We start from the raw sequence: 23305 nt of genomic DNA on the forward strand, positions 1-23305 counted from the left end.
GTTGTTTCCAGGGTCCACCCAGCGTGGCCGCAGCCGGAGCGCGGATGATGGGGCCCATGGCGGCTACCCAGACGGAGGCTCGACTGCTCGTGGTCGAGGACGATCCCAACATCCTCGAACTGCTCTCCGCGAGCCTGCGTTTCGCGGGCTTCGACGTGGCCACCGCGACCAGCGGCAGCGCCGCGCTGAACGCGGCCAAGGACCACCGGCCCGACCTGGTGGTGCTGGACGTGATGCTGCCCGACCTGGACGGCTTCGAGGTCATCCGGATGCTCCGCGAGGGCGGCACCCGTACCCCGGTGGTCTTCCTGACCGCGCGCGACGCCACCGACGACAAGATCCGCGGGCTCACCCTGGGCGGCGACGACTACGTCACCAAGCCGTTCAGCCTGGAGGAGCTGACCGCCCGGATCCGGGCCGTGCTGCGGCGCACCGCGACCGGCGACCAGACCCCGTCCCGGCTCACCTTCGCCGACCTGGAGCTGGACGAGGAGACGCACGAGGTGCACCGCGCCGGTCAGCGGGTGCAGCTCTCGCCGACCGAGTTCAAGCTGCTGCGCTACCTGATGCTCAACGCCAACCGGGTGCTCAGCAAGGCGCAGATCCTCGACCACGTCTGGAACTACGACTTCCGCGGTGACGACAACATCGTCGAGTCGTACATCTCGTATCTGCGCCGCAAGGTCGACAACACCCAGCCGCGGCTGATCCACACGCTCCGGGGAGTGGGTTACGTGCTACGCAAGCCGGCGGCGTGAACGTCGTCCACGACGCGAAGGGCAGGCTGCGCAGCGTCCCGCTCCGGCTGAAGCTCGTCGCCGCCGTCCTCGCGCTCGTGGCCGCGGCCCTGGTCGTGATCAGCGGCCTGACGGCGTTCCTGCTGCGCAACTATCTGATCGGCCAGGCGGACGACCAGCTGCGCGGCGGGGCGCTCACGGTGGCCAACACGCTCGACAAGCCCCAAGGCGACCAGATCAAGATCACCATTCCGTCGGACTACGTGGCGTCCGTGATCGCGCCGAGGTCGCTGCCGGAGGGGCCGTACCGCTACGAGGGCCTGCGCGACGAGGAACTGCCGCGGTTCCCAGCCGACTACGCCGGATACCGGGAGCGGGTGGGTGACCCGTTCACCGTGCGCTCCGAGGACGGCCGCAGCCGGTGGCGGATGCTCTACGCCGACCTGCCCGACGGGCGGATCATCGCGTTCGGGCAGCACCTCACCGGTGTCGACTCCGCCGTTCGACAGCTCGTGTGGATCGACCTTCTGGTCGGGGGCGCGGTGCTGATCTCACTGGCGTCCGTCGGCGCCGGAATCGTCCGTACCAGCCTGAAGCCGCTGGTGGAGATAGAGCGTACGGCGGCCGCCATCGCCGGCGGCGACCTGACCCGGCGCGTGCCCGACCCGGAGATGGGACGGCCGTGCCCGACGTCCGAGCTGGGTCGCCTGTCCCGGGCGTTGAACGCGATGCTGGCGCAGATCGAGGCCGCGTTCACCGCGCGGGCCGCCTCCGAGGCGGCGGCGCGCAGCGCCGAGATGGGCGCGCGGGACGCGGCCGCGTACGCGCAGGCGTCGGAGGCGCGGGCCCGCCGGTCCGAGGAGCGGATGCGGCAGTTCATCGCCGACGCCTCGCATGAGCTGCGGACGCCGTTGACCACGATCCGGGGCTTCGCCGAGCTGTACCGGCAGGGCGCGGCGCGCGCGCCGGAGCAGACCGCCGACCTGCTGCGCCGCATCGAGGACGAGGCGGCCCGGATGGGGCTGCTGGTGGAGGACCTGCTGCTGCTGGCGCGGATGGACCGGGAACGGCCGATCGCGCTGGCCCCGGTCGAGCTGCCGGTGCTGGCCTCGGACGCGGTGGAGGCGGCCCGGGTGGTCGCCCCGGACCGGCGGATCGAGCTGGAGCGGGATCCGGGCGCGGGCCCGCTGGTGGTGCTCGGCGACGACGCCCGGCTGCGCCAGGTGATCGGCAACCTGATGACGAACGCGCTCACCCACACCCCACCGGACGCCTCGGTGACGCTGCGGCTGCGGGCGGAGGCGGGCAACCTCGCCGTGGTGGAGGTGGCGGACACCGGTCCCGGCCTCACGCCGGAGCAGGCCGAGCGGGTCTTCGAACGGTTCTACCGGGTGGACGCCGCCCGTACCCGGCGGGCCGGCGGGCCGATCAGCACCGGCCTCGGCCTGGCCATCGTGGCCGCGCTCGTGGCCGCGCACCACGGCACCGTCGAGGTGGACAAGACCCCCGGCGGCGGGGCGACGTTCCGGGTGAAGCTGCCGCTGCTGCCCGAGGCGCCCGAGCCGGGCGAGTGACGTTCAGAAAACTTCCAGGCGGATTCCAGGCTGATGACAGTGCCACAGGGAAAGCTGGGGGCATGACCGACCACGAGACCGATCCGCAGCGGTCGCCGGCCCCCGCCGACGCCGAGCCGTCGCACCACACCGCCGAGCTGCCCCGCGTCGAGAGCGGGACGTCGGACTCCTCGAACACCTCGAACACACCGGCTGCCGCGCCGGTTCCGGCCGACTCCCCGGCCGCCGGAACCACGGCGCAGGCCGGAACCACGAACCCGGCCGCTCCGCCGGCCGGCCCGTACCCGCCGCAGGGTGGGACGCCGTACCAGGCCGCGGCGCAGCAGCAGCACCCCTGGTACGGGCAGCAGCACCAGCAGCACGGCTGGGCCCAGCAGCAGAGTGGCTCGGGCTACCAGTCGGCGCCGCACAGCGGCGGGCCGGTCCCGTCGTACCAGGCGCAGCCGTACCAGGGACAGCACGGACAGCACGGGCAGCACGGCTACCAGCCGTACCAGGCCGGGCAGCCGACCCCGCCGTGGGGCACGCCGCAGCCGGCGCGGCCCAGCCGGGCCGGGAAGATCGTCGGCGTGGGCGCGCTGGCGCTGGCGCTGATGTTCGGCTCGGGCGTGGCCGGCGGCGCGCTGGCGCTCGCGCTCGACGGGGACGGCCCGACCCGCACCTACTCCGCCGCCCCGATCATCAACAGCGCCGACCTGCCCAAGATCGCGGCGTCCGTCCAGGACAGCATCGTCACGATCATGACGGGCAGCGGTGAGGGATCCGGGGTGATCCTCAGCGCCGACGGGTTCGTGCTGACGAACAACCACGTGGTGGCCGGCGCCGGTGGCGACACCGTCCGGGTGGTCTTCGCCAACGGCAAGAGCGCGACCGCCAAGATCGTCGGGACCGACCCGAAGACCGACCTCGCGGTGGTCCAGGCCAGCGGGGTCAGCGACCTGAAGGCGGCGAAGTTCGGCGACAGCGACGCCATGCAGGTCGGTGACCAGGTGCTCGCCCTGGGCAGCCCGCTCGGCCTGCAGGGCTCGGTCACCGCCGGCATCCTCAGCGCCCGCGACCGCACCATCCAGGCGGGCAGCGGCCAGCAGAACCCGCAGCAGGGCGCCAGCTCGATCTCCGGCCTGCTGCAGACCGACGCCCCGATCAACCCGGGCAACTCCGGCGGCGCGCTCGTCAACACCCGGGGCGAGGTGATCGGCATCAACACCGCCATCGCCACCGCCGGGCAGGGCAGCACCGGCAACATCGGCGTGGGCTTCGCCATCCCGAGCAACAAGGCCAAGGACGTGGCCGAGAAGCTCCAGCGCGGCGAGAAGATCAGCCACCCCTCGCTCGGGGTGAGCGTGAACGGCGCCGAGGACGGCGGCGCGCTCGTCGCCGCCGTCACTCCGGGCAGCCCCGCCGAGAAGGCCGGGCTCCAGCGCGGCGACGTGATCACCAAGTTCGGTGACAAGGTGATCAACGACTCGAACGATCTGGTCGGCGCGGTGCAGGCCGGCAAGGTCGGCGACCGGGTCGAGGTCGAGTACAAGCGAAACGGATCCGCCGAGACCGCAACCGTGACGCTCGCCGAGACGTCATAGTCCCCAAGACCTGCCTCCCTCCTGGGCGGCGGGCGACGGAGCCAAGGGGGTTGGCTCCGTCGCCCGCCGCCCGTCCTCTTTCTCACCCGGTGCGGGTGAGACCGGCTCACCCGCAACCGGGCCACGCTGGGGGCATGACCACCACGTCCACCGTGCGTACCGACCAGCTGATCCAGCGCGACGTCCTCGCCGAACTGGACTGGGACGCGCAGACCCGGGCCACCGACGTCGGCGTGACGGTCGCCGACGGCGTCGTCACGCTCACCGGGCGGGTGGACAGCTACGCGCGGCGGTGGGCCGTCGAGCGCTGCGCCCACCGGGTACGCGGGGTGCGCGCGGTCGCCAGCGACCTGGAGGTCGACCTGACCGCCACGGACCGGCGTACCGACGCCGACATCGCGATCGCGGCCGGCCGGGCGCTGGAGTGGGACAGCTTCGTGCCGGCCGAACGGCTGGACGTGACGGTCGCCGACGGCTGGGTCATGCTCCGGGGCGAGGTCGAGTTCGGCTTCCAGCGCCGTACCGCCGAGCGTGAGCTGCGCCGGCTGCGCGGCGTACGCGGGGTGACGAACCTGATCGAGGTACGGCCCCCGGCCCCGCCCAGCGACGAGCAGCAGCGCCTCGACCTGCGCCGCCTGCTGCTGCGGCGGACCGGCACCGAGCGCATCGACGCCCGGGTCGACGGCGACACTGTGGTGCTCGACGGCGTCGTGGGCGCCTGGTGGCAGCGCGAGGAGGCGGAACGGGCCGCGTGGGCCCTACCGGGCGTACGTGAGGTGCACGTCGGGATCGTGGTGTCCGGCTGAGCCGACGGCGTGTCGTTTACCGCGGGCCGGGCCGGGAACCCGCGACCCAGCGGGTACGCCGGGGACCGAGCGGGGAGGACTCGTGGCCGTGAACCAGCAGTCCTCGGAGCGCTGGCGGGCCGGGCCGCTGCGGATCGCGATGGTGGTGCCGCCCTGGCTGTCGGTGCCGCCGCCCGGTTACGGCGGGCTGGAGACGCTGGTCGCGGGACTGGTCGACGCGCTCGTCGAGCGGGGGCACGCGGTGACGCTGTTCGGGGCGGGGACCGGGCACGGCACCTCGGCCGACTTCGTCTCCACCTGCGACGAGCTGCAGTACGAGCGGATGGGCGAGTCGCTGCCCGAGCTGGCGCACCTGGCCCACGTCGACCGCCTGATCGGCCCGGCGGACTTCGATCTGGTGCACGACCACAGCACGATCGGCCCGCTGGTGGCCGGACGCCGCCGGGTGCCCACTGTCGCGACCGTGCACGGCAACCCGGTGGGCGAGTACGGCACCGTGCTCGGCAACACCGACCGGGGGGTGGGCCTGGTCGCGATCTCGCACGCGCAGCGCCGGGCGAATCCGGGGCTGCCCTGGGCCGGCACGGTGCACAACGCGATGCCGCTGCGGGACGTCCCGCGCAAGCGGGCGCCCGGGACGGGTCCGGTGCTCTGGCTGGCCCGGTTCAGCCCGGACAAGGGCCCGGACGTGGCGATCGCGGCGTGCCGGGCGGCCGGGCTGCCGCTCACGCTGGCCGGCAAGTGCAACGAGCCGGCCGAGCGCCGCTACCTGGAACAGGTGGTACGGCCGCTGCTGGGCGACGACGTCACGCTCGTGCTGAACGCCGACCGCGAGGCCGCGTGGCGGCTGCTGCTGGAGGCCCGTTGCCTGATCATGCCGATCCAGTGGGCGGAGCCGTTCGGCATGGTGATGGTGGAGGCGATGGCGACCGGCACCCCGGTGGTGGCGCTGCGCCGGGGCGCGGTGCCGGAGCTGGTCCGCTCCGGGGTCACCGGGTTCGTCTGCGACGACGCCGACGAGCTGCCGGCGGCGTTGTCGGCGGCAGCCGGCCTGGATCCGGCGGACTGCGTCGCGCATGTCGCGGAGAACTTCTCGGTGGAGCGGATGGCCGCCGACTACGAGGCGGTCTACCGGGGCTTCCTGGCCGCGCGAGCGGGCGCACGGGCACCCCGGGCGGTCGCGCCCGCGGTCGCGGGCTGACCGGTCAGGTCTGCCCGGCCACGAGTTCCGCGGCGGCCGCGTCGAGTCGCCGCGCGTACCCGGGGGTGATGCTGCCCTCGCGGCGGCGTTCGTCGATCTTGTCGCGGAGCCGGTCCACGGCGGCGGTCACCTCGCCCTCACCGCTCGCGGCGACCGCGTTGCGCAGCAGGTTGCGCAGGTCCACCCCGACGTCCTCGCGGATCTGACCCTCCGCCAGCCCGGCCTCGATCAGCCCGTCGACCCGTTCGGCGGCGTCGGGCTGGCCGGTCGCGGGCGGACGGTTGCCGCCGGTGGCGGGCGCGCTCGACGGTGTGGCCGGCGCCGTGACGACCGGCGGCTCCGGCGCGGGCGCGACGGTGGACGGCGGCTGGACCGGCCCGGCGGTCGGCAGCACCCGGGGGTCCTCCGGCCGGTCCGGTGTCAGCGTGGGCACGAGCAGCGCGGCGGCGGCGACCACCGCCACGCCGGCCGCCGCGAGCGCGAGGACGCGCCGCCGGCTCGGCGCGGCGGCCGGGTTGCCCGGCGGGACCGGGTCCGCGGCCGGCCCGGGCGGCGGGGGAGCAGACGACGGCGGCAGCGCGGGCAGCGTCATGGTGGGCGCCAGCATGGTGGCGGCCTGCGGGTCGGCGGGCAGCATCTGGTCGCGCAGCACGGCCGCCACCCGGTGCGCGGTGGGCCGCTGTCGCGGGTCGCGGGCCAGGCAGCGCAGGCAGATCTCCGCGACCGGTCCCGGCAGCCCCGGTACGCCGTCGAGGCTGGGCTCCGGGCTCTCCGCGAGCGCGGCGCTCAACTCCTCCCAGGTCTCCGCCGGGTACGGCGGGTGCCCGGTCAGCGTCTCGAACAGCAGCACGCCGAGCGAGTAGACGTCGGTGGCCGGCTGGGCCGGCGCCCCGTCCAGCCGTTCCGGCGCCACGTACGCGGGGGTGCCGAACGTGCCGCCGTCCTCGTCGTCGTCCGGCGTCCCGACCCGGGTGGCGATGCCGAAGTCGAGCACCTTCGCCCCGGTGCCGGTCATCATCACGTTGGCCGGGGTCACGTCCCGGTGCACGATGCCGAGCCGGTGCGCGGCGGCGAGCGCCTCGGCCACCTGCGCGCCGGTCTCCACCGCCTCCGGCCAGGGCAGCGGCCCTTCGGTGAGCCGGTGTTCCAGCTCCTCACCGGCGAGCAGCTCCATCACCACGAACGAGGTGATCGAGCCGTCCGGCGCCACCGTCTCGCCGTAGTCGTGCACGGCCGTGACATGTGGATGGTCGAGCTGGGCGGCCGAGCGGGCCTCCTCGCGCACCATGTCGCGGAACCGGGCGTCGGCGGCGAGCGAGGGCGCGAGCACCTTGACCGCCACCACCCGGTCGAGCACCTCGTCGCGGGCCCGCCAGATCACCGACATGCCACCGGCGCCGATCCGGTCGATGAGCCGGTACCGACGGGCCAGCAGGCGGCCGGCCTGGAGTGTCGCCATCAGCTCGCACCTGCCTGGGCTCGGGAGCGCTATCAGGTTGCGTGAATGTGTCTTACCTGTCAACAGTCCGCGCGGCGCCGATCGCGCGGCGCGCATCCGTGATGGCTCCCGGTCACCGCCGGGACCAGCGGGGACGGTCCGCCCGGCCGGCTGTGGGCCGCGTGCCAGGATGAACGTCATGGCAGCAGGTCCGGTGGCGTTCGTGCTCGGCGGCGGGGGAGTGCTCGGCGCGGTCGAGGTGGGGATGCTGCGCGCCCTGTTCCGCGCCCGGATCAAACCCGACCTGGTGCTGGGCACCTCGATCGGCGCGGTCAACGGCGCCCTGGTCGCCGCCGACCCGACCGAGGCGGTCACCGACCGGCTGGTCCGGCTCTGGGCGTCGCCCGAGGCCAGCGAGGTGTACGGCGACTCGGTCGCCCGCCAGCTGCGCCGGTTCGCCGCCCGTACCCACCTGCACTCGCCCCGGCCGCTGTACCGCCTGCTGGAGAGCACGCTGGGCGAGGACACCACCTTCGCCGACCTGGCCGTGCCGTTCCGCTGCTGCGCCGCGAACATCGAGCGCGCCGCCGAGCACTGGTTCCACAGCGGGCCGCTGGTGCCGGCCGTGCTCGCCTCCGCCTCGGTGCCCGGGCTGCTGCCCCCGACCCAGATCGACGGCCAGCACTACATCGACGGCGGCGTGGTCAACTCGATCCCGGTCGGCGAGGCGGTGCTGCTCGGCGCGAAGCAGATCTTCGTGCTCCAGGTGGGCCGGATAGAGCGTGAGCTGAGCCCGCCGCGCCGCCCCTGGGAGATCGCCCAGGTGGCGTTCGAGATCGCCCGCCGGCACCGGTTCGCGCGGGAGATGGCGGCGCTGCCCGAGGACGTGGAGGTGCACGTGCTGCCCACCGGYGGGCTGGAGCCGCGCGACGACAGCCCGTGGGCGTACCGGGACACCGCGGCGGTGGGCCGGCGGATCAGTCGCGCGTACACTGCCTCCCGCCGATACCTGGACACCGCGCTGGAGCGCTGATGCCGTTGCCGCCCCGCTGGCTCCGCCGGCTGGTGCTCGCGCCCGGAGTGGTGCTGCTCGCCTTCTTCGTGGTGACCACGCTGCCGGCCTGGGCGCTGCTCGCGCTCGCCGCGTCGCCGCTGGTGCCGGGACGGCTGCGCCCGCTGCGGCTGCTCTGGTTCGGCACCGTCTACCTGGTCTGGGACGCCGCCGCGCTGCTGGCCCTCTTCCTGCTCTGGCTGGCCTCCGGCTTCGGCGTCTACAAGCGTGCGCCGGCCTTCCAGCGGGCCCACTACGTGCTCGCCGGATGGTTCCTGCGGGTGATGTTCTGGCAGGCCCGGTGGACGCTGCGGCTGAGCATCGACGTGGTCGGCACCGACCCGGACACCGCCCTGCCCGGCCGCCCCGAGCTGGTGGTCTGCCGGCACGCCGGGCCCGGCGACTCGTTCATCCTGATCCACGCGCTGGTGAACTGGTTCAACCGGGAACCCCGGATCGTGCTCAAGGAGACGCTCCAGTGGGATCCGGCCATCGACGTGCTGCTCAACCGGCTGCCCAACCGGTTCATCGCGGCCGGGCCGGACGGGCGCGACTCGGTGGTGCGGCAGATCGGGCACCTGGCCACCGGCCTGGACGACGACGACGCCTTCGTGATCTTCCCGGAGGGGGGCAACTTCACCCCGTCCCGGCGGCTGCGCGCGATCGACCGGCTCCGCGGGCTCGGGCTGGAGCGGATGGCGCGCCGCGCCGAGCGGATGCGGCACGTACTCGCCCCGCAGCCCGGCGGGCTGCTCGCCGCGCTCGACGCCGCGCCGGACGCCGGAGTGATCTTCGTGGCGCACACCGGCCTGGACCAGATGCTCACCGTCGCCGACGTGTGGCGCGAACTGCCGATGGACAAGCGGATCGTGATGCGGTTCTGGTCGGTGCCGCCGGAGGAGATCCCGGCCGGCGAGCAGGAACGCATCGACTGGCTGTTCGACTGGTGGGCCCGCATCGACAGGTGGATCGCGGACAACCGCAACGGCACCGTCGACGCCTGATCCGATTCCCCGCGCCTGTTCGGCGCGCCCGTCGCGCGCCGCGTAAGGTGCGCTGGTGGAGCAGATCTGCGTGGTGACGACTGTGGTGGACGCCCGCGGGGTCGCGGACGTGCTGGCGGCCGCGGCGGTCGCCGGCCGGCTGGCGGCGTGCGCCCAGGTCGGCGGCCCGGTGGACAGCACCTACTGGTGGCAGTCGGCGATCCAGACCACCGCCGAGTGGCAGGTGCGGTTCAAGACCGCGCCGGACCGGGTGGACGCGCTGGTYGACCAGCTCCGCGCCAACCACCCGTACGAGGTGCCGGAGATCCTGGTCAGCCGGGAGGACAGCGGCAACCCCGGTTACACCGCCTGGGTGCGCGAGCAGACCCGGCCCTAGGTACTCCTACTCTGTCCGCCCGCCCCGCCGCCCGCGAAGCTGGCCGGGTGGAGAACACCGGCTACCCCTGCCCCGGTTGCGGCGCCCCGGCCGACCTCGTCGCCGGATGCCGCGGCTGCGGCCGTCCGCCCTACCCGCCCGCCGCCGAGGTGATCCGGCTGGACCGGGAGATCACCGAGCTGGCGCCGCGCGTCGAGGCGGCCCGGCTCGCGTACCACGATCTGTCCGGCCGCCTGTCCACGGCCCGGCAGCGGCGGTCGGCGCTGGCCGCCCGGATCCGTCAGGAGATCCCCGTGCCGGGCGCCGCCGGTCCCGCGCCGCTCCCGGCGCCGCCGCCGCGTCAAATCCCGCAGGCCCCCGCCCCGGTACGCCCCGGCGGCGCGGAAACCTCCGCCCGGGCGGTGCAGGGGCTGCTGTTCGTCCTGGGTGGACTGCTGCTCGGCACCGCCGCCGTGGTGTTCACCGCTGTCGCCTGGGCCACGTTCGGGGTGACCGGCCGGGCGCTGGTCCTGCTGGCGGTCACCGCGCTTGCTCTGGCCGCGCCGCTCGTCGCCCGGGCGCGCGGGCTGCGCGGCACCGCCGAGACGCTCGCCTCGGTGGCGTTGCTGCTGGTGGTCCTGGACGGGTACGCCGCCTGGTCGGTGGACCTGTTCGGGGTGACCGGCCTGCCCGGCAGCCGGTACGCGGCGCTGGTCGCTGCCGTCAGTACCGCGGTGGCGGCCGGATACGCGCTGGTCAGCCGGCTCACCGCACCCTGGTTCGCGGCGTGGCTGCTGGCGCAGCCGGTGCTGCCCCTGGCCGTGGCCGCGTTCCGGCCCACCGCCGCCGGCTGGGCGCTGGTGCTGACCGCCGTGGCGCTCGGCGACCTCGCGGTGGTGGTGGCGCTGCGCCGCCGTACCTCCGGCGACAGCGCCGCGTCGGCGGCCGGGCTGGTGCTGGGCTGGACCGGGCACGGCGTGGCGCTGGTCCTGGCGGCCGGCTGCGCGCTGGTGCCGCTGGCGGTCGGCCACGCGGCGGGCACGCCGCTGCTGGCCGGTGGCCCGCTGCTGCTGGTGGCGCTGGCAGCGGTCGCCGGCGCGGTCGCGGCCGCCGGCCGGTTCTGGCGCGCGACCACCACCGGACTGCTGGCGCCGGTGCTCGCGGGCGCGTTGATCCGGCCGGTCGCCGAGCTGCGTTCCGGGCTGCTGCTGATCGCCGCCGGCCTCGTGGTGGCGGCGCTCGCCGGTGCGGTCCGGGCGCTGCCCGCGCCGGTGCGGACCGGTCCGCTCGTGGGCGTGCTCGCGGTGGCCGCCGCGCTGGGCCAGGTCACTGTCGTGCTCACCGGCGTGGTCGGCGCGGCGACCGCGAGCGCCTCGTTCCCGGCCTGGCAGGGCGGGCGGGACGTGCCGGTCCCGTCCTGGGGCTGGCAACTCCCGGCGGCCCTGCTGCTGACCGCCGGCGCGGTCGCGCTGCTGACGCCCCGGGCCGGCCGGCCGCTGGTCGGTGTGATCGCCGCCGGGCTGGTCGCGCTCGCCGCGCCGGCCGTGACGGCCGTGCCGTGGCCGCTGGTGCTGGTGGTGGACCTCGGGGCGGCCGCCGCGCTGCTGCTGGCGGCGGTGGCCAGGCCGCGCCCGGGCCGGGTGGTCGTCCCGGTCGCCGCGTCGGCCGCCGCGGTGCTGTTCGGGCACGCGCTGCTGGTCGGCGTCGCCGCGCCCGGCGGGGCGGTGGCGGTGCTCGCCGTGACGGCGCTGCTCGGCGTGACGGTGGCCGGGCTGGGCCGGCGCGGGCTGGGCGCGCAGCCGGTCGTCGGCGGCGTCGCGCTCGCGGTGGCGCTGGTCGCCGTACCGGCGGCGGTGGCCGTCGCGCTGTTCGGCCTCGGCGCGCCGCCGTGGTGGCAACTGCGGGGTGCTGCCGCCGCCGTCGTGGTGCCGGTGGTCGTCGCCCTCGCCGTCCGTCGCCTGTGGACCGACCTGAGCGGGTACGCCTCGACCGGGCTCGCCGTGGCGCTCGCCGGGACCGGCCTGGTGCCGCTCGTCGCGCCGGGCGGGGAACCGGTGGCGCTCTACGCGGCGGCGGGGGTCCTGCTGGCGCTCGCCGCCGGGGGTGGCTCCCGGCCGGCGGCCGCCCCGCGCGCGGTCGGCGCCGCGCTGGCCGTGGTGGCGTTGCTGGCCACGGCGCGGACCGTGCTGCTGGTGCTCGCGAGCCTGCCGGTGCGGCCCGGGTCCGGGGTGCCCGCCGCCGCGGCGGCTTCCGCCGGGACCGCCCGCGCCGGGCTGGTGCTGCTGCTCCTGGGCGTCGCCGCCGGGGCGTACGCCGCGACGGGTCGCCGCGTCGCGTGGTGGGTCGCCGGGGCGCCGTTCGGCGCGGTGGCGCTGCCGGTGCTGGCCGAGGCGGCCGGCGCGCCCTGGCCGGTGGTGCCGGCGACGGCGTTCGGGATCGGGCTGGCCGCGTTGCTGACCGCCGCGCTGACCGGGGCGTACCGGGCGGTGCTCGTGCCGCTGGCCGTGGTGCTGGCCGTACCCGGGTTCGGTGGTCTGCTCGCCACCCGGGCCGGGACGCTCGCCGCGCTCGGTGTGCTGGTGGTGGCCGGGGCGGTGACCGGGGTGGCCGGACGGCCGGCGGTGGTCCGGATCGTGGGGTGGCTGGGCGCCGTCGCGGCGGCCACCGGGTTCGCCCTCGTCGCGTCGCTGACGGCCGGGCAGTCGCTGCGTACCGGGGCGTTCGCGGTCCTGGCCGTCGCGGCCGTGACGCTGCACGCGGCGCCGCTGCTGCGCGTGGTCCGGTCCGGCGGTCCGGGCGGCGTCGGGCGGGCCGGCACGTGGGCGCTGGAGGCGGCGGCGCAGGCGGTGGCGCTGCTCGCGCTGCTGCTCACCGGCGGCTCGTTGCGGCACGCGGCGGCGGTCTGCGTGCTGTGGGGCGTGGCCGTCGCGGTCCGGGTGCTGCGCCGGAGCGAGTCGCCGGGCGGGCGTCGCGTGCTGGCCGCGGTGGCCGCCGGCAGCGAACTGGTCGGTGGGTGGCTGGTGCTGGCCGCGCGCGGGGTGGTCGTGCTGGAGGCGTACACGCTGCCGGCGGCGGCGCTCGCCCTGGGCGCCGGGCTGCTGGCGCTGCGACGCCGGCCCGGGCTGACCAGCTGGCTGACGTTCGGTCCGGCGCTCGGCGCGGCGTTCCTGCCGAGCCTCGTGTCGGTGCTCGTCTCCGGTGAGCCGCAGCCGTGGCGGCGGCTCGCGCTCGGCGCGGCGGCGGTGGCGGTGGTGCTGGGCGGGGCGGCCCGGCGCTGGCAGGCGCCGGTGGTGCTGGGCGCGGCCACGCTGGTGCCGCTGGCGCTGCACGAGCTGGCCCGGGGCTGGGACCTGCTGCCCCGCTGGCTCTTCCTGGGCGTGGGCGGGCTGCTGCTGATCGGGCTGGCCGCCACCTACGAGCGGCGCCGGCGTGATCTGGTCCGGCTGCGCGAGGCCGTGGCCCGGCTCGGCTGACCCGAGCGGCGAGCCCTCTCACCGACTGTGGTGAGAGGGCTTCGCTGCGCCGGTGCGCCTCACCTGATCGGCGAGCCGCCGTCGACCGGGATGGTGTGGCCGTGGATGAACGACGCGTCGTCGCTGGCGAGGAAGCAGACCGCGCGGGCGATCTCGTGCGGTTCGCCGTACCGGCCGGCGGGCGCCTGCATGGTCAGGTCGTAGAACGGGAAGTCGCTGGTGATCTCCGCGCCCTCGAAGGCGGCGGTCTTGATCACGCCGGGGCCGATGCCCACAGCGCGGATGCCCTGGTGGCCGTAGTCGTAGGCGATCTGCTTGGTGAGCCCGATGACGCCGTGCTTGGCGGTGGTGTACTCCGCGCCGACCTCGCTGGCGACCAGGCCGGACGCCGACGACACGTTGATCACGACACCCTTGCCGCGCTCCAGCATGTGCGGCAACGTGGCCTTTGTGGCGAGGAAGACGCCCTTCAGGTCGACCTCCATGACGCGGTCCCACTGCTTGTTCTCGATCTCCAGCAGTGGCACGTACGCGCCGAACACGCCGGCGTTGTTCACCAGCACGTCGATGCGCCCGTACGCGTCGAGCGCGGCGCTCACCATGGCGCGTACCGAGTCTTCGTCGGTGACGTCGGCCGCCACCGCCACCGCGTCGCCGCCGGCTTCCTTGACGCRGGTGACAGTCGCCTCGGCGCGTTCCAGGGAGAGGTCGGAGACGACGACCTTCGCGCCTTCGGCGGCCAGCTCGACGCACATGGACATGCCGAGTCCGGAGCCGACCTGGTCGGGGCTGAAGCCGCCGCCCGTCACGAGCACCACCTTGTCTGTCAATCCACGCACCGCGATGTCTCCCGTCTGTCGATGACCGTGCGTCCGGCACGGCTGACCGTTCGGATGAACGGCACTCATCTTTACGTACAGATTAGCTGGTCAGAGGGGGTGCGCCCACCGATGCGTGGGCTCGCTGTGGTGTGACGAAGATCGTTTGCCCGGGTCCGGCCCGGCGGGGTAGGGACAGCACCACCCCCGAGCCGGGGGTCTGCGGGATTACCCACGGCGACGATCGTCGCCAGAATTGGTGACGGAGAGTCGCGTACGAGAGCGTGGCTCGCGCATCGGGGGGCGACATGACTTCTTCCACGTCGACGGAACCCGCGGCACGGCGGGGCAGCGACTACGCGCGGCTGTCCCGCCGCATCGCCGAGGCGGGACTGTTCGAGCGGCGGCCCGGCCGGTACGCGCTGCGGATCGCGCTCACGCTCGGCGCGTTCCTGGCCGGCTGGGCCGTGGTGGCACTCGTCGGTGACTCGTGGTGGCAGGTGCCGCTGGCAGTGGTGATGGCGGTGGCCACCACGCAGGTGGCGTTCCTCGGCCACGACGCCGGGCACCGGCAGATGTTCCGGCGGCGCGGGCCCAGCGAGGCGGCCGGGCTGGTCGCCGGCAACCTCGCCGTCGGGCTCAGCTACGGCTGGTGGGTCGACAAGCACAACCGCCACCACGCCAACCCGAACCACGCCGACGAGGACCCGGACGTCGGCGCGGGCGCGCTGGTGTGGACGTACGAGCAGGCGAGCGCCACGCGCGGCCTGAGCCGGTGGATGGCCCGCCGCCAGGCGTGGCTGTTCTTCCCGCTGCTGCTGCTCGAAGGGCTGGCGCTGCACGTGGCGAGCGTGCGGGCGCTCGTCGGCCGCGAGCCGGACGGGCGGTGGCGGGTGCCGATGCGGCATCGGGCGGTGGAAGGACTGCTGCTCGCCGCGCACGCCGCCGGTTACCTCGGTCTGCTGTTCGCGGTGATGTCCCCGGCGAAGGCGCTGGTGTTCGCGGCCGTGCACCAGGGGCTGTGGGGCCTCTACATGGGCTGCTCGTTCGCCCCGAACCACAAGGGCATGCCGATGCCCACCGCCTCCGACGACCTGGACTACCTGCGTAAGCAGGTGCTCACGTCACGCAACGTACGCGGCGGCCGGCTCGTCGACCTGGCGCTCGGCGGGCTCAACTACCAGATCGAGCACCACCTGTTCCCGAACATGCCCCGCGCCAACCTGCGCCGGGCCCGGCCGCTGGTCATGGCGTACTGCGCCGAGCAGGGCGTCCCGTACGCGGAGACCGGGCTGATCGAGTCGTACCGGCAGGCGCTGGCGCACCTGCACGACGTGGGCCGCCCGCTGCGCGCGGGCTGACCCGGCCGGCTGCCGGTAGGGTCGTCGCTTGGTGGAGGGCGCGCCACGGTGGTGGCGCGCGGCACGGCGGGGCGTACCACCCCGGCCGCGTCACGGGACGACATCGTGCGGAGCTGCGGCATGAGATTCGAGATCAGCAAGGTGCTCGACGCCATCGAGGGACGGGTCTGCACCGATCCGTCGCTGGCCCGGGCCGTGGTCGACCTGGCCGAGGTCATCCGCTGGCAGAACCTGGACGGCGGTCGGCCGGCCAGCCTGCTGCGCCTCGGCATGGTCATCGACGCGCTGTCCCGGCAGATCGGTGAGGACAGCGTCCCGGTCTACGCGATCGTGCACCGGGCGCTGCTGTCCGACGCCGACCTGACCTCCAACGAGCGGATGGTGGTCCGCCGCTGGGCCGACGACGGCCTGGTGGAGGTGCTCGACCAGCCCGGTGACCGGATGCTGGAGGTGGCCGACCTGCTCGGCCTGCCGGTGCTCACCCGGGCCCGGCTGGACGGGCTGGTGGGCCGGTACCCGTGGCTCGGGCAGGCCGGGCGCGTGCTCGCCCCGGTGCCCGGCGCCGGTGGGCCGGTGTTCATCGCGCACGTCGGCGGCGGCCAGGACCCGGCCACCGGCAGCCGCTCACCGGCCGGCGTCAAGTTGCTCTCCCGGCAGTGGCGCTGCCCCGAACCGGGCTGCGCGCTGTTCGGCGGCGGCGGGGGCGGCGGCGCGTTCGCCGACCTGGCCGCCGTGGACCGGGCGCCGGCCGAGCAGCCGCCGCCCACGCTGCGCACCGGCGCCCCGACCTGCCCCCGGCACGGCGCGCGGCTCTCCGACGCCGGTCCGCGCCCGCGTACCGAGGTGCTCGCGGTGCGCATCGGCGGGCTGGTGCGCAAGCGGTTCGCGCTCACCGAGACCGAGCCGGTGCAGGTCGGCCGGGCGCCGGAGGGGCCGGGCGCGGTGACGCTGGGCCAGTGGCTCAACGACGAGGCCCGGCGCTGGATCAGCCGCAGCCACATCCGGCTGGAGCTGCGCGTGGGCGAGGTGGTGGTCACCGACACCAGCACCAACGGCTCCGGCGTACGCCCGGGTGGCTCGATGGCGGAGAACGAGCGGATCGCGCTGGCGCCGCAGCAGTCCCGGGTGCTCGCCGAGGGGGACCTGATCGAGCTGTACCCGGGCGTGCAGGTGGGCCGCGCCGCCAAGATGAGCAGCGACGCCACGTACACCCCGAACTCGGTGATGGCCGAGGCGCCGACGATGGCGATGCGGCTGCCACGTCAGTGACCCGCACGCGAAGGCGCCGGGACCGTCGTGGTCCCGGCGCCTTCGCGCGTACGGCCTCAGCCGGCCAGCACGGCGGCGAGCTGCGCCACCGCGTGGTCGATCTCCTCTTCGGTGATCACCAGCGGCGGGGCGAGCCGGATGGTCGAACCGTGCGTGTCCTTGGCGAGCACACCCCGCTCCATCAGCAGCTCGCACGCCTGCCGGCCGGTCATCAGCGCCGGGTCGATGTCCAGTCCGGCCCACAGGCCGCGACCGCGTACCGCCACCAGGCCCTTGCCGATCAGGCCGCGCAGGCCGGCGTGCAGCCGCTCGCCCAGCTCGGCCGAGCGGCGCTGGAACTCGCCGGTCGCCAGCAGCCGGACCACCTCGGTCGCGACCGCGCAGGCAAGCGGGTTGCCGCCGAACGTCGAGCCGTGCTGGCCTGGCTGGAGCACGCCCAGCACGTCGCGGTTCGCGGCCACCGCCGACACCGGCACGATGCCGCCGCCGAGCGCCTTGCCGAGCAGGTACATGTCCGGCTCGACGCCCTCGTGCTCGCAGGCGAACGTCGCGCCGGTACGCCCCAGGCCCGACTGGATCTCGTCGGCGACGAACAGCACGTTGCGCTCGGTGCAGACCCGGCGCACACCCGGCAGGTAACCCTCCGGCGGCACCACGACGCCCTGCTCACCCTGGATCGGCTCCAGCAGCACGGCCACCGTGTTCTCGTCGATCGCCTCGGTCAACGCGGCCAGGTCGCCGTAGGGGACCACGGTGAAACCCGGGGTGTACGGCCCGAAGTCGGCGCGCGCGTCGGAGTCGGTGGAGAAGCTGACGATGGTGGTCGTACGGCCGTGGAAGTTGCCCTCCGCCACCACGATGTTGGCCTGGCCCGGCGTGACGCCCTTGACCTGGTAGCCCCACTTGCGGGCCACCTTGATGCCGGTCTCCACCGCCTCGGCGCCGGTGTTCATCGGCAGCACCAGGTCCTTGCCGCAGAGCGCGGCCAGCTCGCGGCAGAAGTCGGCGAACTGGTCGTGGATGAACGCGCGGCTGGTCAGCGTGAGCCGGTCGAGCTGCGCGTGCGCGGCCTCGATCAGCTTCGGGTGCCGGTGGCCGAAGTTCAGCGCCGAGTATCCCGCCAGGCAGTCCAGGTAGCGGCGGCCGTCCACGTCGGTCAGCCAGGCGCCCTCGGCCGACGAGATCACCACGGGCAGCGGGTGGTAGTTGTGCGCCGTGTGACGCTCCGCGTCCCGGACCGCGGACGGAGTCCGCAGCATGTCGTCGATGATCACTTGCTCGCCTTTCCCTGACGGAGTCGCAACGTGCAGCACTTCGGTCCGCCGCCGGCCTTGCGCAGCTCGGACAGGTCGATCCCGATGGTCTCGTAGCCCCGGTCGCGCAGCTTCGCGGCCAGGTCGGTGGCCTGCGCGGGCAGCACCACGTGCCGGCCGTCGCTGACCGCGTTCAGGCCCAACACCTCGGCGTCGGCCATGGTGGCGTGGATCGCGTCCGGGAACAGCCGGCGCAGCACCGCCCGGCTGCCGGGGGAGAACGCCTCCGGCAGGTACGCCACGGTGCGCTCGTCGAGCACGGTGAGCGCGGTGTCCAGGTGGTAGAAGCGGGGATCCACCAGCTGCATGGTGACCACCGGGTAGCCGAAGACCTCCTGGAGCTGCGCGTGCGAGGCGTGCGCGGTGCGGAACCCGGTGCCGGCGAGCAGGTGGTCACCGGCCAGCAGGATGTCGCCCTCGCCCTCGTTGACGTGCTTCGGGTCGTGCATCTCGAAGCCGGCGGCCTCGAACCAGGCCCGGTACGCGGGCGCCTCGTCGGCGCGCTGCGGGTCGCGGAACTGCACCGCCATGGCCTTGCCGTCGATCACGGTGCCGCCGTTCGCGGCGAAGACCATGTCCGGCAGGCCGGCGACCGGCTCGATCAGGTCGACCTCGTGGCCCAGGTCGAGGTACGTGCGCCGAAGCTGCTCCCACTGCCGGATCGCCAGGTCGGCGTCGACCGGGGCGGTCGGGTCCATCCACGGGTTGATCGCGTAGTCGACGGCGAAGTACGTCGGCCGGCACATCAGAAAGCGCTGGCGGATGGCGTCCATCGTCATGTCGTGCTCCCAGGGTCGGGCGCGCCCGGCCACCGTCGGCCCACGGGCTGGCGCCGTGGTCCAACGTTATGCGGCCCGGGTAGACGACATCCACCGCGAGAAGTTGCGTTGAGCAGCGAATCGTTGCGTTGAACCAGTGGGTGGCGAGCGATCGTTGCGTCGACGCCGGACACACTTCGGGGGCGGCGAACCGCCGCCCCCGAAAGAGGTGTTGCCCGGCCGGTGAACCACCGGAGCTGATCAGGCTGCCGACGCCCTGCGTCGGCGATCGGGACAGTGCCCGTCAGAACCAGTTGGCAAACTGTGAGTCGAGCCACTCGCGGAAGCGGCCCACCCAGTCGCCGTCGGTGGTCGGCCAGTCGAACTGGCCGGTCATCGCCACGATGCCGAGCACCACCGCGGCCAGGCCGACGGCGATGCCGATCAGCGCGTCGGTCTTGCCCGCCACGTGCCGGCGACGGGTCGCGATCAGGCCCAGCACGGCCAGCACCGCGCCGGCCGCGCCGACGCCGATGCCGTACCCGGCGAGCGTGCCGGAGAGCACGAACAGCGCCCCGACCACGGAGACGATCAGGCCGAGCGTGGCGAGCAGGCTGGCCCGGGGACGCTTCGTGGTGTACGGCTCCGGCCGGTCCACCCGGCCGTCGCCGTCGGTGTCCGTACCGTCGGGGCGGCCGTCCCGGTCGAGGTCGGCGCGGCCGTCGCGGTCCAGGTCGGTGGTGCGCTCGGCGACGGGCGCCGCGCCGGCGGTCCGCGCGTCGGTCACCGGAACGGTCCGCGTGTCGGCGTCGACCCGGCGGCCGGTGACCGCACGCGCCGCCGCGCCCCGGTCCGCGGCCCGCCGCCGTGCCTCCGCCTCCCGCTCGTCGTCGGCCGCCACGGCCCGGCGGCCGGTCGTCGTGGTCGCCGTCCGGCCGTCGGTGGTGGCGTCGAGGTCGCGTGCGTCCCGGTCGGTCGCCGCGTCCCGGGCGCGCTCGTCGTCGGTGGCGGTGGCGGCGCTGCGGTACGTGGTCCGCTCCTCGTCGCGGTCGGTGACCACCGGCCGGTCGGCCGGCTGCTCGGCGGTCCGGTCGCGTTCGTCGACGACACCGTCGCCGTTGGTATCGGTACTGGTCGCCGGAGCGTTCCGGCGGGACAGGATCTTCACTGTGGCACCTCCTGATCCAGGCGCGGAGGCCGCGCATGACATGCAGGAAGTACCCAGGGGTGCCGAAATCGACACCCCTGGGCTCGCTCCGCACGCTCAGGCGTGCCGTCCGGTCACGCCACCGTGCGTGACCACTGCTGGTTGGTGCCCGAACCGCAGGTGTACTGCTGGACGTCCGCGCCGTCGCCGGTGCCGGCGTTGACGACGTCCAGGCACTTGCCGCTGTGCCGGGCCCGCAACTGGAACCAGCCGTCGCGCGCGGCCCACTGCCACTGCTGGTTGGCGCCGCTGCCGCAGGTGTACTGGATGATGTTGGCGCCGTCGGCGGTGCTCGCGCTGGCGACGTCGAGACACTTGCCGCTCGCGGCGTTGACGAGGCGGAACCATCCGCCGCCGGCGTCCTGGAACTCCCACCTCTGGTTCCCGCCGCCGTTCCAGCTCCACTGCTTGACCTCGGCGTTGTTCGCCGTGGAGCCGTTGATCACGTCCAGCACCCGGCCGCTGTGCCGGGCGGTGACGCGGTAGTACGCGGGCGAGTTGCCGGTGACGGTGCCCGCCGCCGCGTCGATGGTGACCGACGGGTACCAGGTCAGGCTCATGCTGGTGGCGGTCGGAAAGGCGATCGGCAGCCACACGTACTGGGAGTCGTTGGCCGGGCCGCCCCACGCTCCGGCCCACCTGTCACCCAGATAGAGGTAGCTGGTGCCGGACGTGCCCTGGATCGGCAACACGAACGCCGGCTGCGAGTTGAACGTGGTGCCGTTGCCCACGTCGGTCCAGCCGCTCCACGGTCCCGAGATGCTCGGCGCGGTGGCGTACCGGGCCTGGTTCGGGCTCCACCCCGTCGCCCCCGACGTCAGCAGGAAGTAGGTGCTGCCCCGCTTGAACATCGCCGGCGCCTCGCGGTGCGCGCCGTCCCAGAAGTTGCCCACCAGGGTGGCCACGTTGAGGTAGTCCGACGTGAGCCGGTAGATGTTCAGGTCGTAGTTGTCGTCGGCGGCCGAGATCATGTACGCGGTGCCGTTGTCGTTGTAGAGCGTGATGTCCCGGGACATGTGCTGCCCGAGCGGCCGGAAGCTGCCGTGATAGGTGTAGTTGCCGTCCACAGTGGCCGAGGAGGCGACAGCCGCCCGGGCCTCGTTGTAGTCGGACCCGTTCTCCTTGTGCATCCACATCACGAACCGGCCGGTGGCGGCGTTGTAGATGACCTTCGGCCGTTCGATGTTGGCGACCCGCAGCTCGGCCGCCGACGACTGGGTGAGCACGTTGTTGCGGAACTCCCAGGTGCGCAGGTCCGTCGAGCGGTAGACGGAGACCGCCCGGAACGTGTTGTCCGGGTTGCGGTTCTCGCCGAACCAGTAGTAGTAGTCGCCGACCTTGAGCACGCCGCCGCCGTGGGCGTGCACCACGGCGCCGCTCGTGTCGGTGAACTGGGTGCCGTTGGTGACTGTCACCGGCGCCGCCAGCGCGCCCGCCGCCGGTCCCAGCACCGCCGCCGCGAGAGCCACCGCGAGCGCCACCACGACCGCGCCGTACCGTGTCGTCCCTCGCACGGCTGTCACCTGCCGCACTTCGGCGTGATGGTGCCGGGCGTCGCGCCGGCCGCCACGAGCAGGCCGAACGTCGTCGAGCCACCCGGCGGCAGCGTCCCGTTCCAGGAGGCGTTGCGGACCGCGACGTCCTGGCCGGTGCCCTCCGCCACCCCACCCCAGACCGACTGGATGCGCTCGTCACCCGACCAGCGCCAGGAGACGAGCCAGCCCGGTGCCGGTTCGGCGCCGTCGTTGCGCACCGTCACCGTGGCGACGAAGCCACCGCCCCAGCTGGCGTCGATCGTGGCCGTCGCGGAGCAGGTTCCCGACGTCCGGGCCGGCCCGCCGATCACGTACGGGTCCCGTGTGCCGTGGGTGTCGCCGAACCGGAACCAGTAGTCGGTGTCGGGGGCCAGGCCGGTGACTGTCACCTTTCCCTGGCGCTCCGGCCCCGTGACGGCTTCGGCCACCGGGTTGCGCCACGCGGTGGCGTCCTCGCGGCTGGTGAAGAGGCTGACGAGGAGCGGCGGGTCGTAGCCGCAGGGCGGGCTGAGCACCATCCAGTAGGTGATGGTGACGCTGGTCGCGGTGGCCCCGGTCACCTGGCCGGTGACCGGCAGCGCCGGCGGGCAGGCGAAGGTGGGCGTGGGAGTGGGCGTCGCCGTGGCGGCGGCCGTCATCGCCGTGGCGGCGGGTGACTGGTCGGCACCGGCCGAGGCGGTCAGGCCGGTCAGGGTGAGGGTGGCGGCCAGTGCCGCGCCGAGCGTACGGAGCATGTGTCTCTCCCGAGCTGGGGGCGCCGGGGGCGGTCGGCGCCGGAGTGGTGGTGGACCGCGATGTCGCCGCCGTAGCGGCACGGCGGAGCGCCGGAGACGACTGCCCGGCACCGGGGTGGCACATCACCCCGCGCTTGTCCCTCCGGCGAGATCGAGCGGCTCGCACTGGCTCCCGAGCGCTACCGCCGCCAGTCTTTCAGTCGACGAACATCGATTCAACGTCGTCCCAGGACCCGACGTCGCCGGCGGTCCGATCCGCTGGCTACGCTTGGTCGTTGTGCCAGAGGGACACACCATCCACCGCCTCGCCGCCCGGCACGCCGAGCTGTTCGCGGGCGACAAGGTGCACGCAGACAGCCCGCAGGGGCGCTTCGCCGAGGGCGCGGCCCGCCTCAGCGGCACCGTCCTGGACGGCACCGAGGCGTACGGCAAGCACCTGCTGCACCACTACGCCGGCGAGCTGACGCTGCACGTACACCTGGGTCTGTACGGGAAGTTCGCCGACGGGCCCGGGGAACCGCCGTCCCCGGTCGGGCAGGTGCGGCTGCGCCTGCACAGCGACCGGAACTGGCTGGAGCTGCGCGGCCCGACCGCCTGCGAACTGCTGACCCCGCCCGAGGTGACGGCGCTGCGCGAGCGGCTCGGGCCGGACCCGCTGCGCGCCGACGCCGACCCCGACCGGGCGTACGCGCGGATCCGCCGCAGCCCCACCCCGCTCGCCGCGCTGCTGCTGGACCAGTCGGTGGTGGCCGGCACCGGCCTGATCTTCGTGACCGAGGCGCTGTTCCGGGCCGGCCGGCCGCCGCTGCTGCCCGGCCGCGACCTGAGCGCGGCCGGCTGGGCCGAACTCTGGACTGACCTGGTGACGCTGATGACCCGCGCGGTCGAGCGGGGCCGGATCGACACGGTGCGCGACGCCGACCTGCCCGAGGTCACCGGCCGCGCGCCGCGCGTCGACCGGCACGGCGGCGAGGTGTACGTCTACCGCCGCCCCGGCGCGCCCTGCCACGTCTGCGGCACCGAGGTGAGCCGGGGCACGCTGGCCGGACGCAACCTGTACTGGTGCCCCACCTGCCAGGCGGGCTGAC

The 23305-nt window shown here is 74.4% G+C and carries 19 protein-coding genes; 12 read left to right on the top strand and 7 right to left on the bottom strand.

Features of this window, described 5'->3' with window-relative positions; genetic code table 11:
* The first annotated feature begins 56 nt into the window (after positions 1 to 56).
* From A8711_RS02800 to A8711_RS02820, 5 genes are all read left to right on the top strand, one after another.
* The gene (locus tag A8711_RS02800; RefSeq protein ID WP_043328553.1) at positions 57 to 758 is read left to right on the top strand and encodes a response regulator transcription factor; all 702 of its coding nucleotides are present in this window, start codon (positions 57 to 59) and stop codon (positions 756 to 758) included.
* Positions 755 to 2311 (top strand): cell wall metabolism sensor histidine kinase WalK, encoded by a 1557-nt coding sequence (locus A8711_RS02805; RefSeq protein WP_043328554.1) that lies wholly within the window; start codon positions 755 to 757, stop codon positions 2309 to 2311. Before A8711_RS02800 ends, A8711_RS02805 begins: the two co-directional genes overlap by 4 nt.
* Before the next feature lie 62 nt (positions 2312 to 2373).
* Positions 2374 to 3894 (top strand): trypsin-like peptidase domain-containing protein, encoded by a 1521-nt coding sequence (locus A8711_RS02810; RefSeq protein ID WP_069087369.1) that lies wholly within the window; start codon positions 2374 to 2376, stop codon positions 3892 to 3894.
* Between the two features lie 134 nt (positions 3895 to 4028).
* Positions 4029 to 4700 carry a BON domain-containing protein gene (locus A8711_RS02815; RefSeq protein WP_043328556.1) on the top strand — a complete coding sequence of 224 codons (672 nt, stop codon included), beginning with the start codon at positions 4029 to 4031 and terminating at the stop codon, positions 4698 to 4700.
* A 139-nt stretch (positions 4701 to 4839) separates the two neighbouring features.
* Positions 4840 to 5901: a glycosyltransferase family 4 protein gene (locus A8711_RS02820; RefSeq protein WP_176722745.1), complete on the top strand. Its 1062-nt coding sequence runs from the start codon at positions 4840 to 4842 to the stop codon at positions 5899 to 5901.
* A 4-nt stretch (positions 5902 to 5905) separates the two neighbouring features.
* On the opposite strand, the gene A8711_RS02825 is transcribed toward A8711_RS02820, so the two are convergent.
* A complete protein-coding gene (locus tag A8711_RS02825) occupies positions 5906 to 7360 on the bottom strand; it encodes a serine/threonine-protein kinase (protein WP_064447865.1) in 1455 nt (484 codons plus the stop codon).
* 178 nt (positions 7361 to 7538) lie between these two features.
* Between A8711_RS02825 and A8711_RS02830 the strand changes: the two genes are divergently transcribed.
* Genes A8711_RS02830 through A8711_RS02845 form a run of 4 tightly spaced genes read left to right on the top strand, consistent with a single transcriptional unit; the run spans position 7539 to position 13222 of the window.
* The gene (locus tag A8711_RS02830) at positions 7539 to 8372 is read left to right on the top strand and encodes a patatin-like phospholipase family protein (RefSeq protein ID WP_043328558.1); all 834 of its coding nucleotides are present in this window, start codon (positions 7539 to 7541) and stop codon (positions 8370 to 8372) included.
* Complete coding sequence (locus tag A8711_RS02835; protein WP_064447864.1) at positions 8372 to 9394, top strand: 1-acyl-sn-glycerol-3-phosphate acyltransferase; 1023 nt, start codon at positions 8372 to 8374, stop codon at positions 9392 to 9394. Before A8711_RS02830 ends, A8711_RS02835 begins: the two co-directional genes overlap by 1 nt.
* 55 nt (positions 9395 to 9449) lie before the next feature.
* Positions 9450 to 9770: a divalent-cation tolerance protein CutA gene (cutA, locus tag A8711_RS02840; RefSeq protein WP_030503202.1), complete on the top strand. Its 321-nt coding sequence runs from the start codon at positions 9450 to 9452 to the stop codon at positions 9768 to 9770.
* 47 nt (positions 9771 to 9817) lie between these two features.
* Positions 9818 to 13222, top strand: a complete 3405-nt coding sequence (locus A8711_RS02845) for an SCO7613 C-terminal domain-containing membrane protein (RefSeq protein ID WP_069087370.1) — start codon at positions 9818 to 9820, stop codon at positions 13220 to 13222.
* A gap of 59 nt (positions 13223 to 13281) precedes the next feature.
* On the opposite strand, the gene A8711_RS02850 is transcribed toward A8711_RS02845, so the two are convergent.
* The gene (locus A8711_RS02850; protein WP_083296914.1) at positions 13282 to 14061 is read right to left on the bottom strand and encodes an SDR family NAD(P)-dependent oxidoreductase; all 780 of its coding nucleotides are present in this window, start codon (positions 14059 to 14061) and stop codon (positions 13282 to 13284) included.
* A gap of 287 nt (positions 14062 to 14348) precedes the next feature.
* On the opposite strand from A8711_RS02850, the gene A8711_RS02855 reads away from it, so the two are divergent.
* Positions 14349 to 15401 carry an acyl-CoA desaturase gene (locus tag A8711_RS02855; RefSeq protein ID WP_069087371.1) on the top strand — a complete coding sequence of 351 codons (1053 nt, stop codon included), beginning with the start codon at positions 14349 to 14351 and terminating at the stop codon, positions 15399 to 15401.
* A gap of 120 nt (positions 15402 to 15521) precedes the next feature.
* Positions 15522 to 16670 carry an FHA domain-containing protein gene (locus A8711_RS02860; RefSeq protein WP_064447934.1) on the top strand — a complete coding sequence of 383 codons (1149 nt, stop codon included), beginning with the start codon at positions 15522 to 15524 and terminating at the stop codon, positions 16668 to 16670.
* A 56-nt stretch (positions 16671 to 16726) separates the two neighbouring features.
* Here A8711_RS02860 and rocD read toward each other — a convergent pair whose 3' ends face one another.
* The 5 genes from rocD to A8711_RS02885 all read right to left on the bottom strand — a co-directional run bounded on the left by rocD (position 16727) and on the right by A8711_RS02885 (position 22217).
* Complete coding sequence (rocD, locus tag A8711_RS02865) at positions 16727 to 17941, bottom strand: ornithine--oxo-acid transaminase (protein ID WP_176722746.1); 1215 nt, start codon at positions 17939 to 17941, stop codon at positions 16727 to 16729.
* Positions 17941 to 18756: a dimethylargininase gene (ddaH, locus tag A8711_RS02870; protein ID WP_176722747.1), complete on the bottom strand. Its 816-nt coding sequence runs from the start codon at positions 18754 to 18756 to the stop codon at positions 17941 to 17943. Before ddaH ends, rocD begins: the two co-directional genes overlap by 1 nt.
* A 289-nt stretch (positions 18757 to 19045) precedes the next feature.
* The gene (locus tag A8711_RS02875; RefSeq protein WP_069087373.1) at positions 19046 to 19909 is read right to left on the bottom strand and encodes a DUF4190 domain-containing protein; all 864 of its coding nucleotides are present in this window, start codon (positions 19907 to 19909) and stop codon (positions 19046 to 19048) included.
* 113 nt (positions 19910 to 20022) lie between these two features.
* Entirely contained in the window at positions 20023 to 21462 is a 1440-nt protein-coding gene (locus A8711_RS02880) for an RICIN domain-containing protein (RefSeq protein WP_069087402.1), read from the bottom strand.
* 5 nt (positions 21463 to 21467) lie between these two features.
* Positions 21468 to 22217 carry a cellulose binding domain-containing protein gene (locus tag A8711_RS02885; RefSeq protein WP_064447860.1) on the bottom strand — a complete coding sequence of 250 codons (750 nt, stop codon included), beginning with the start codon at positions 22215 to 22217 and terminating at the stop codon, positions 21468 to 21470.
* 277 nt (positions 22218 to 22494) lie between these two features.
* Between A8711_RS02885 and A8711_RS02890 the strand changes: the two genes are divergently transcribed.
* Positions 22495 to 23304 (top strand): Fpg/Nei family DNA glycosylase, encoded by an 810-nt coding sequence (locus tag A8711_RS02890; protein ID WP_069087374.1) that lies wholly within the window; start codon positions 22495 to 22497, stop codon positions 23302 to 23304.
* Position 23305 lies beyond the last annotated feature (1 nt).

The organism is Micromonospora sp. II (genome assembly GCF_001709195.1).
In the GTDB taxonomy this organism is placed as follows: Bacteria; Actinomycetota; Actinomycetes; order Mycobacteriales; family Micromonosporaceae; genus Micromonospora; species Micromonospora chalcea.

What these genes read in the sequence shown, in the direction of transcription:
- A8711_RS02820 (WP_176722745.1), top strand. Translation starts at nt 4,840, where the DNA reads ATGGTGGTGCCGCCCTGGCTGTCGGTGCCGCCGCCCGGTTACGGCGGG.
- A8711_RS02835 (WP_064447864.1), top strand. Translation starts at nt 8,372, where the DNA reads ATGCCGTTGCCGCCCCGCTGGCTCCGCCGGCTGGTGCTCGCGCCCGGA.
- A8711_RS02860 (WP_064447934.1), top strand. Translation starts at nt 15,522, where the DNA reads ATGAGATTCGAGATCAGCAAGGTGCTCGACGCCATCGAGGGACGGGTC.
- ddaH (WP_176722747.1), bottom strand. Translation starts at nt 18,756, where the DNA reads ATGGACGCCATCCGCCAGCGCTTTCTGATGTGCCGGCCGACGTACTTC.
- A8711_RS02855 (WP_069087371.1), top strand. Translation starts at nt 14,349, where the DNA reads ATGACTTCTTCCACGTCGACGGAACCCGCGGCACGGCGGGGCAGCGAC.
- A8711_RS02815 (WP_043328556.1), top strand. Translation starts at nt 4,029, where the DNA reads ATGACCACCACGTCCACCGTGCGTACCGACCAGCTGATCCAGCGCGAC.
- A8711_RS02885 (WP_064447860.1), bottom strand. Translation starts at nt 22,217, where the DNA reads ATGCTCCGTACGCTCGGCGCGGCACTGGCCGCCACCCTCACCCTGACC.
- A8711_RS02810 (WP_069087369.1), top strand. Translation starts at nt 2,374, where the DNA reads ATGACCGACCACGAGACCGATCCGCAGCGGTCGCCGGCCCCCGCCGAC.
- A8711_RS02800 (WP_043328553.1), top strand. Translation starts at nt 57, where the DNA reads ATGGCGGCTACCCAGACGGAGGCTCGACTGCTCGTGGTCGAGGACGAT.
- A8711_RS02825 (WP_064447865.1), bottom strand. Translation starts at nt 7,360, where the DNA reads ATGGCGACACTCCAGGCCGGCCGCCTGCTGGCCCGTCGGTACCGGCTC.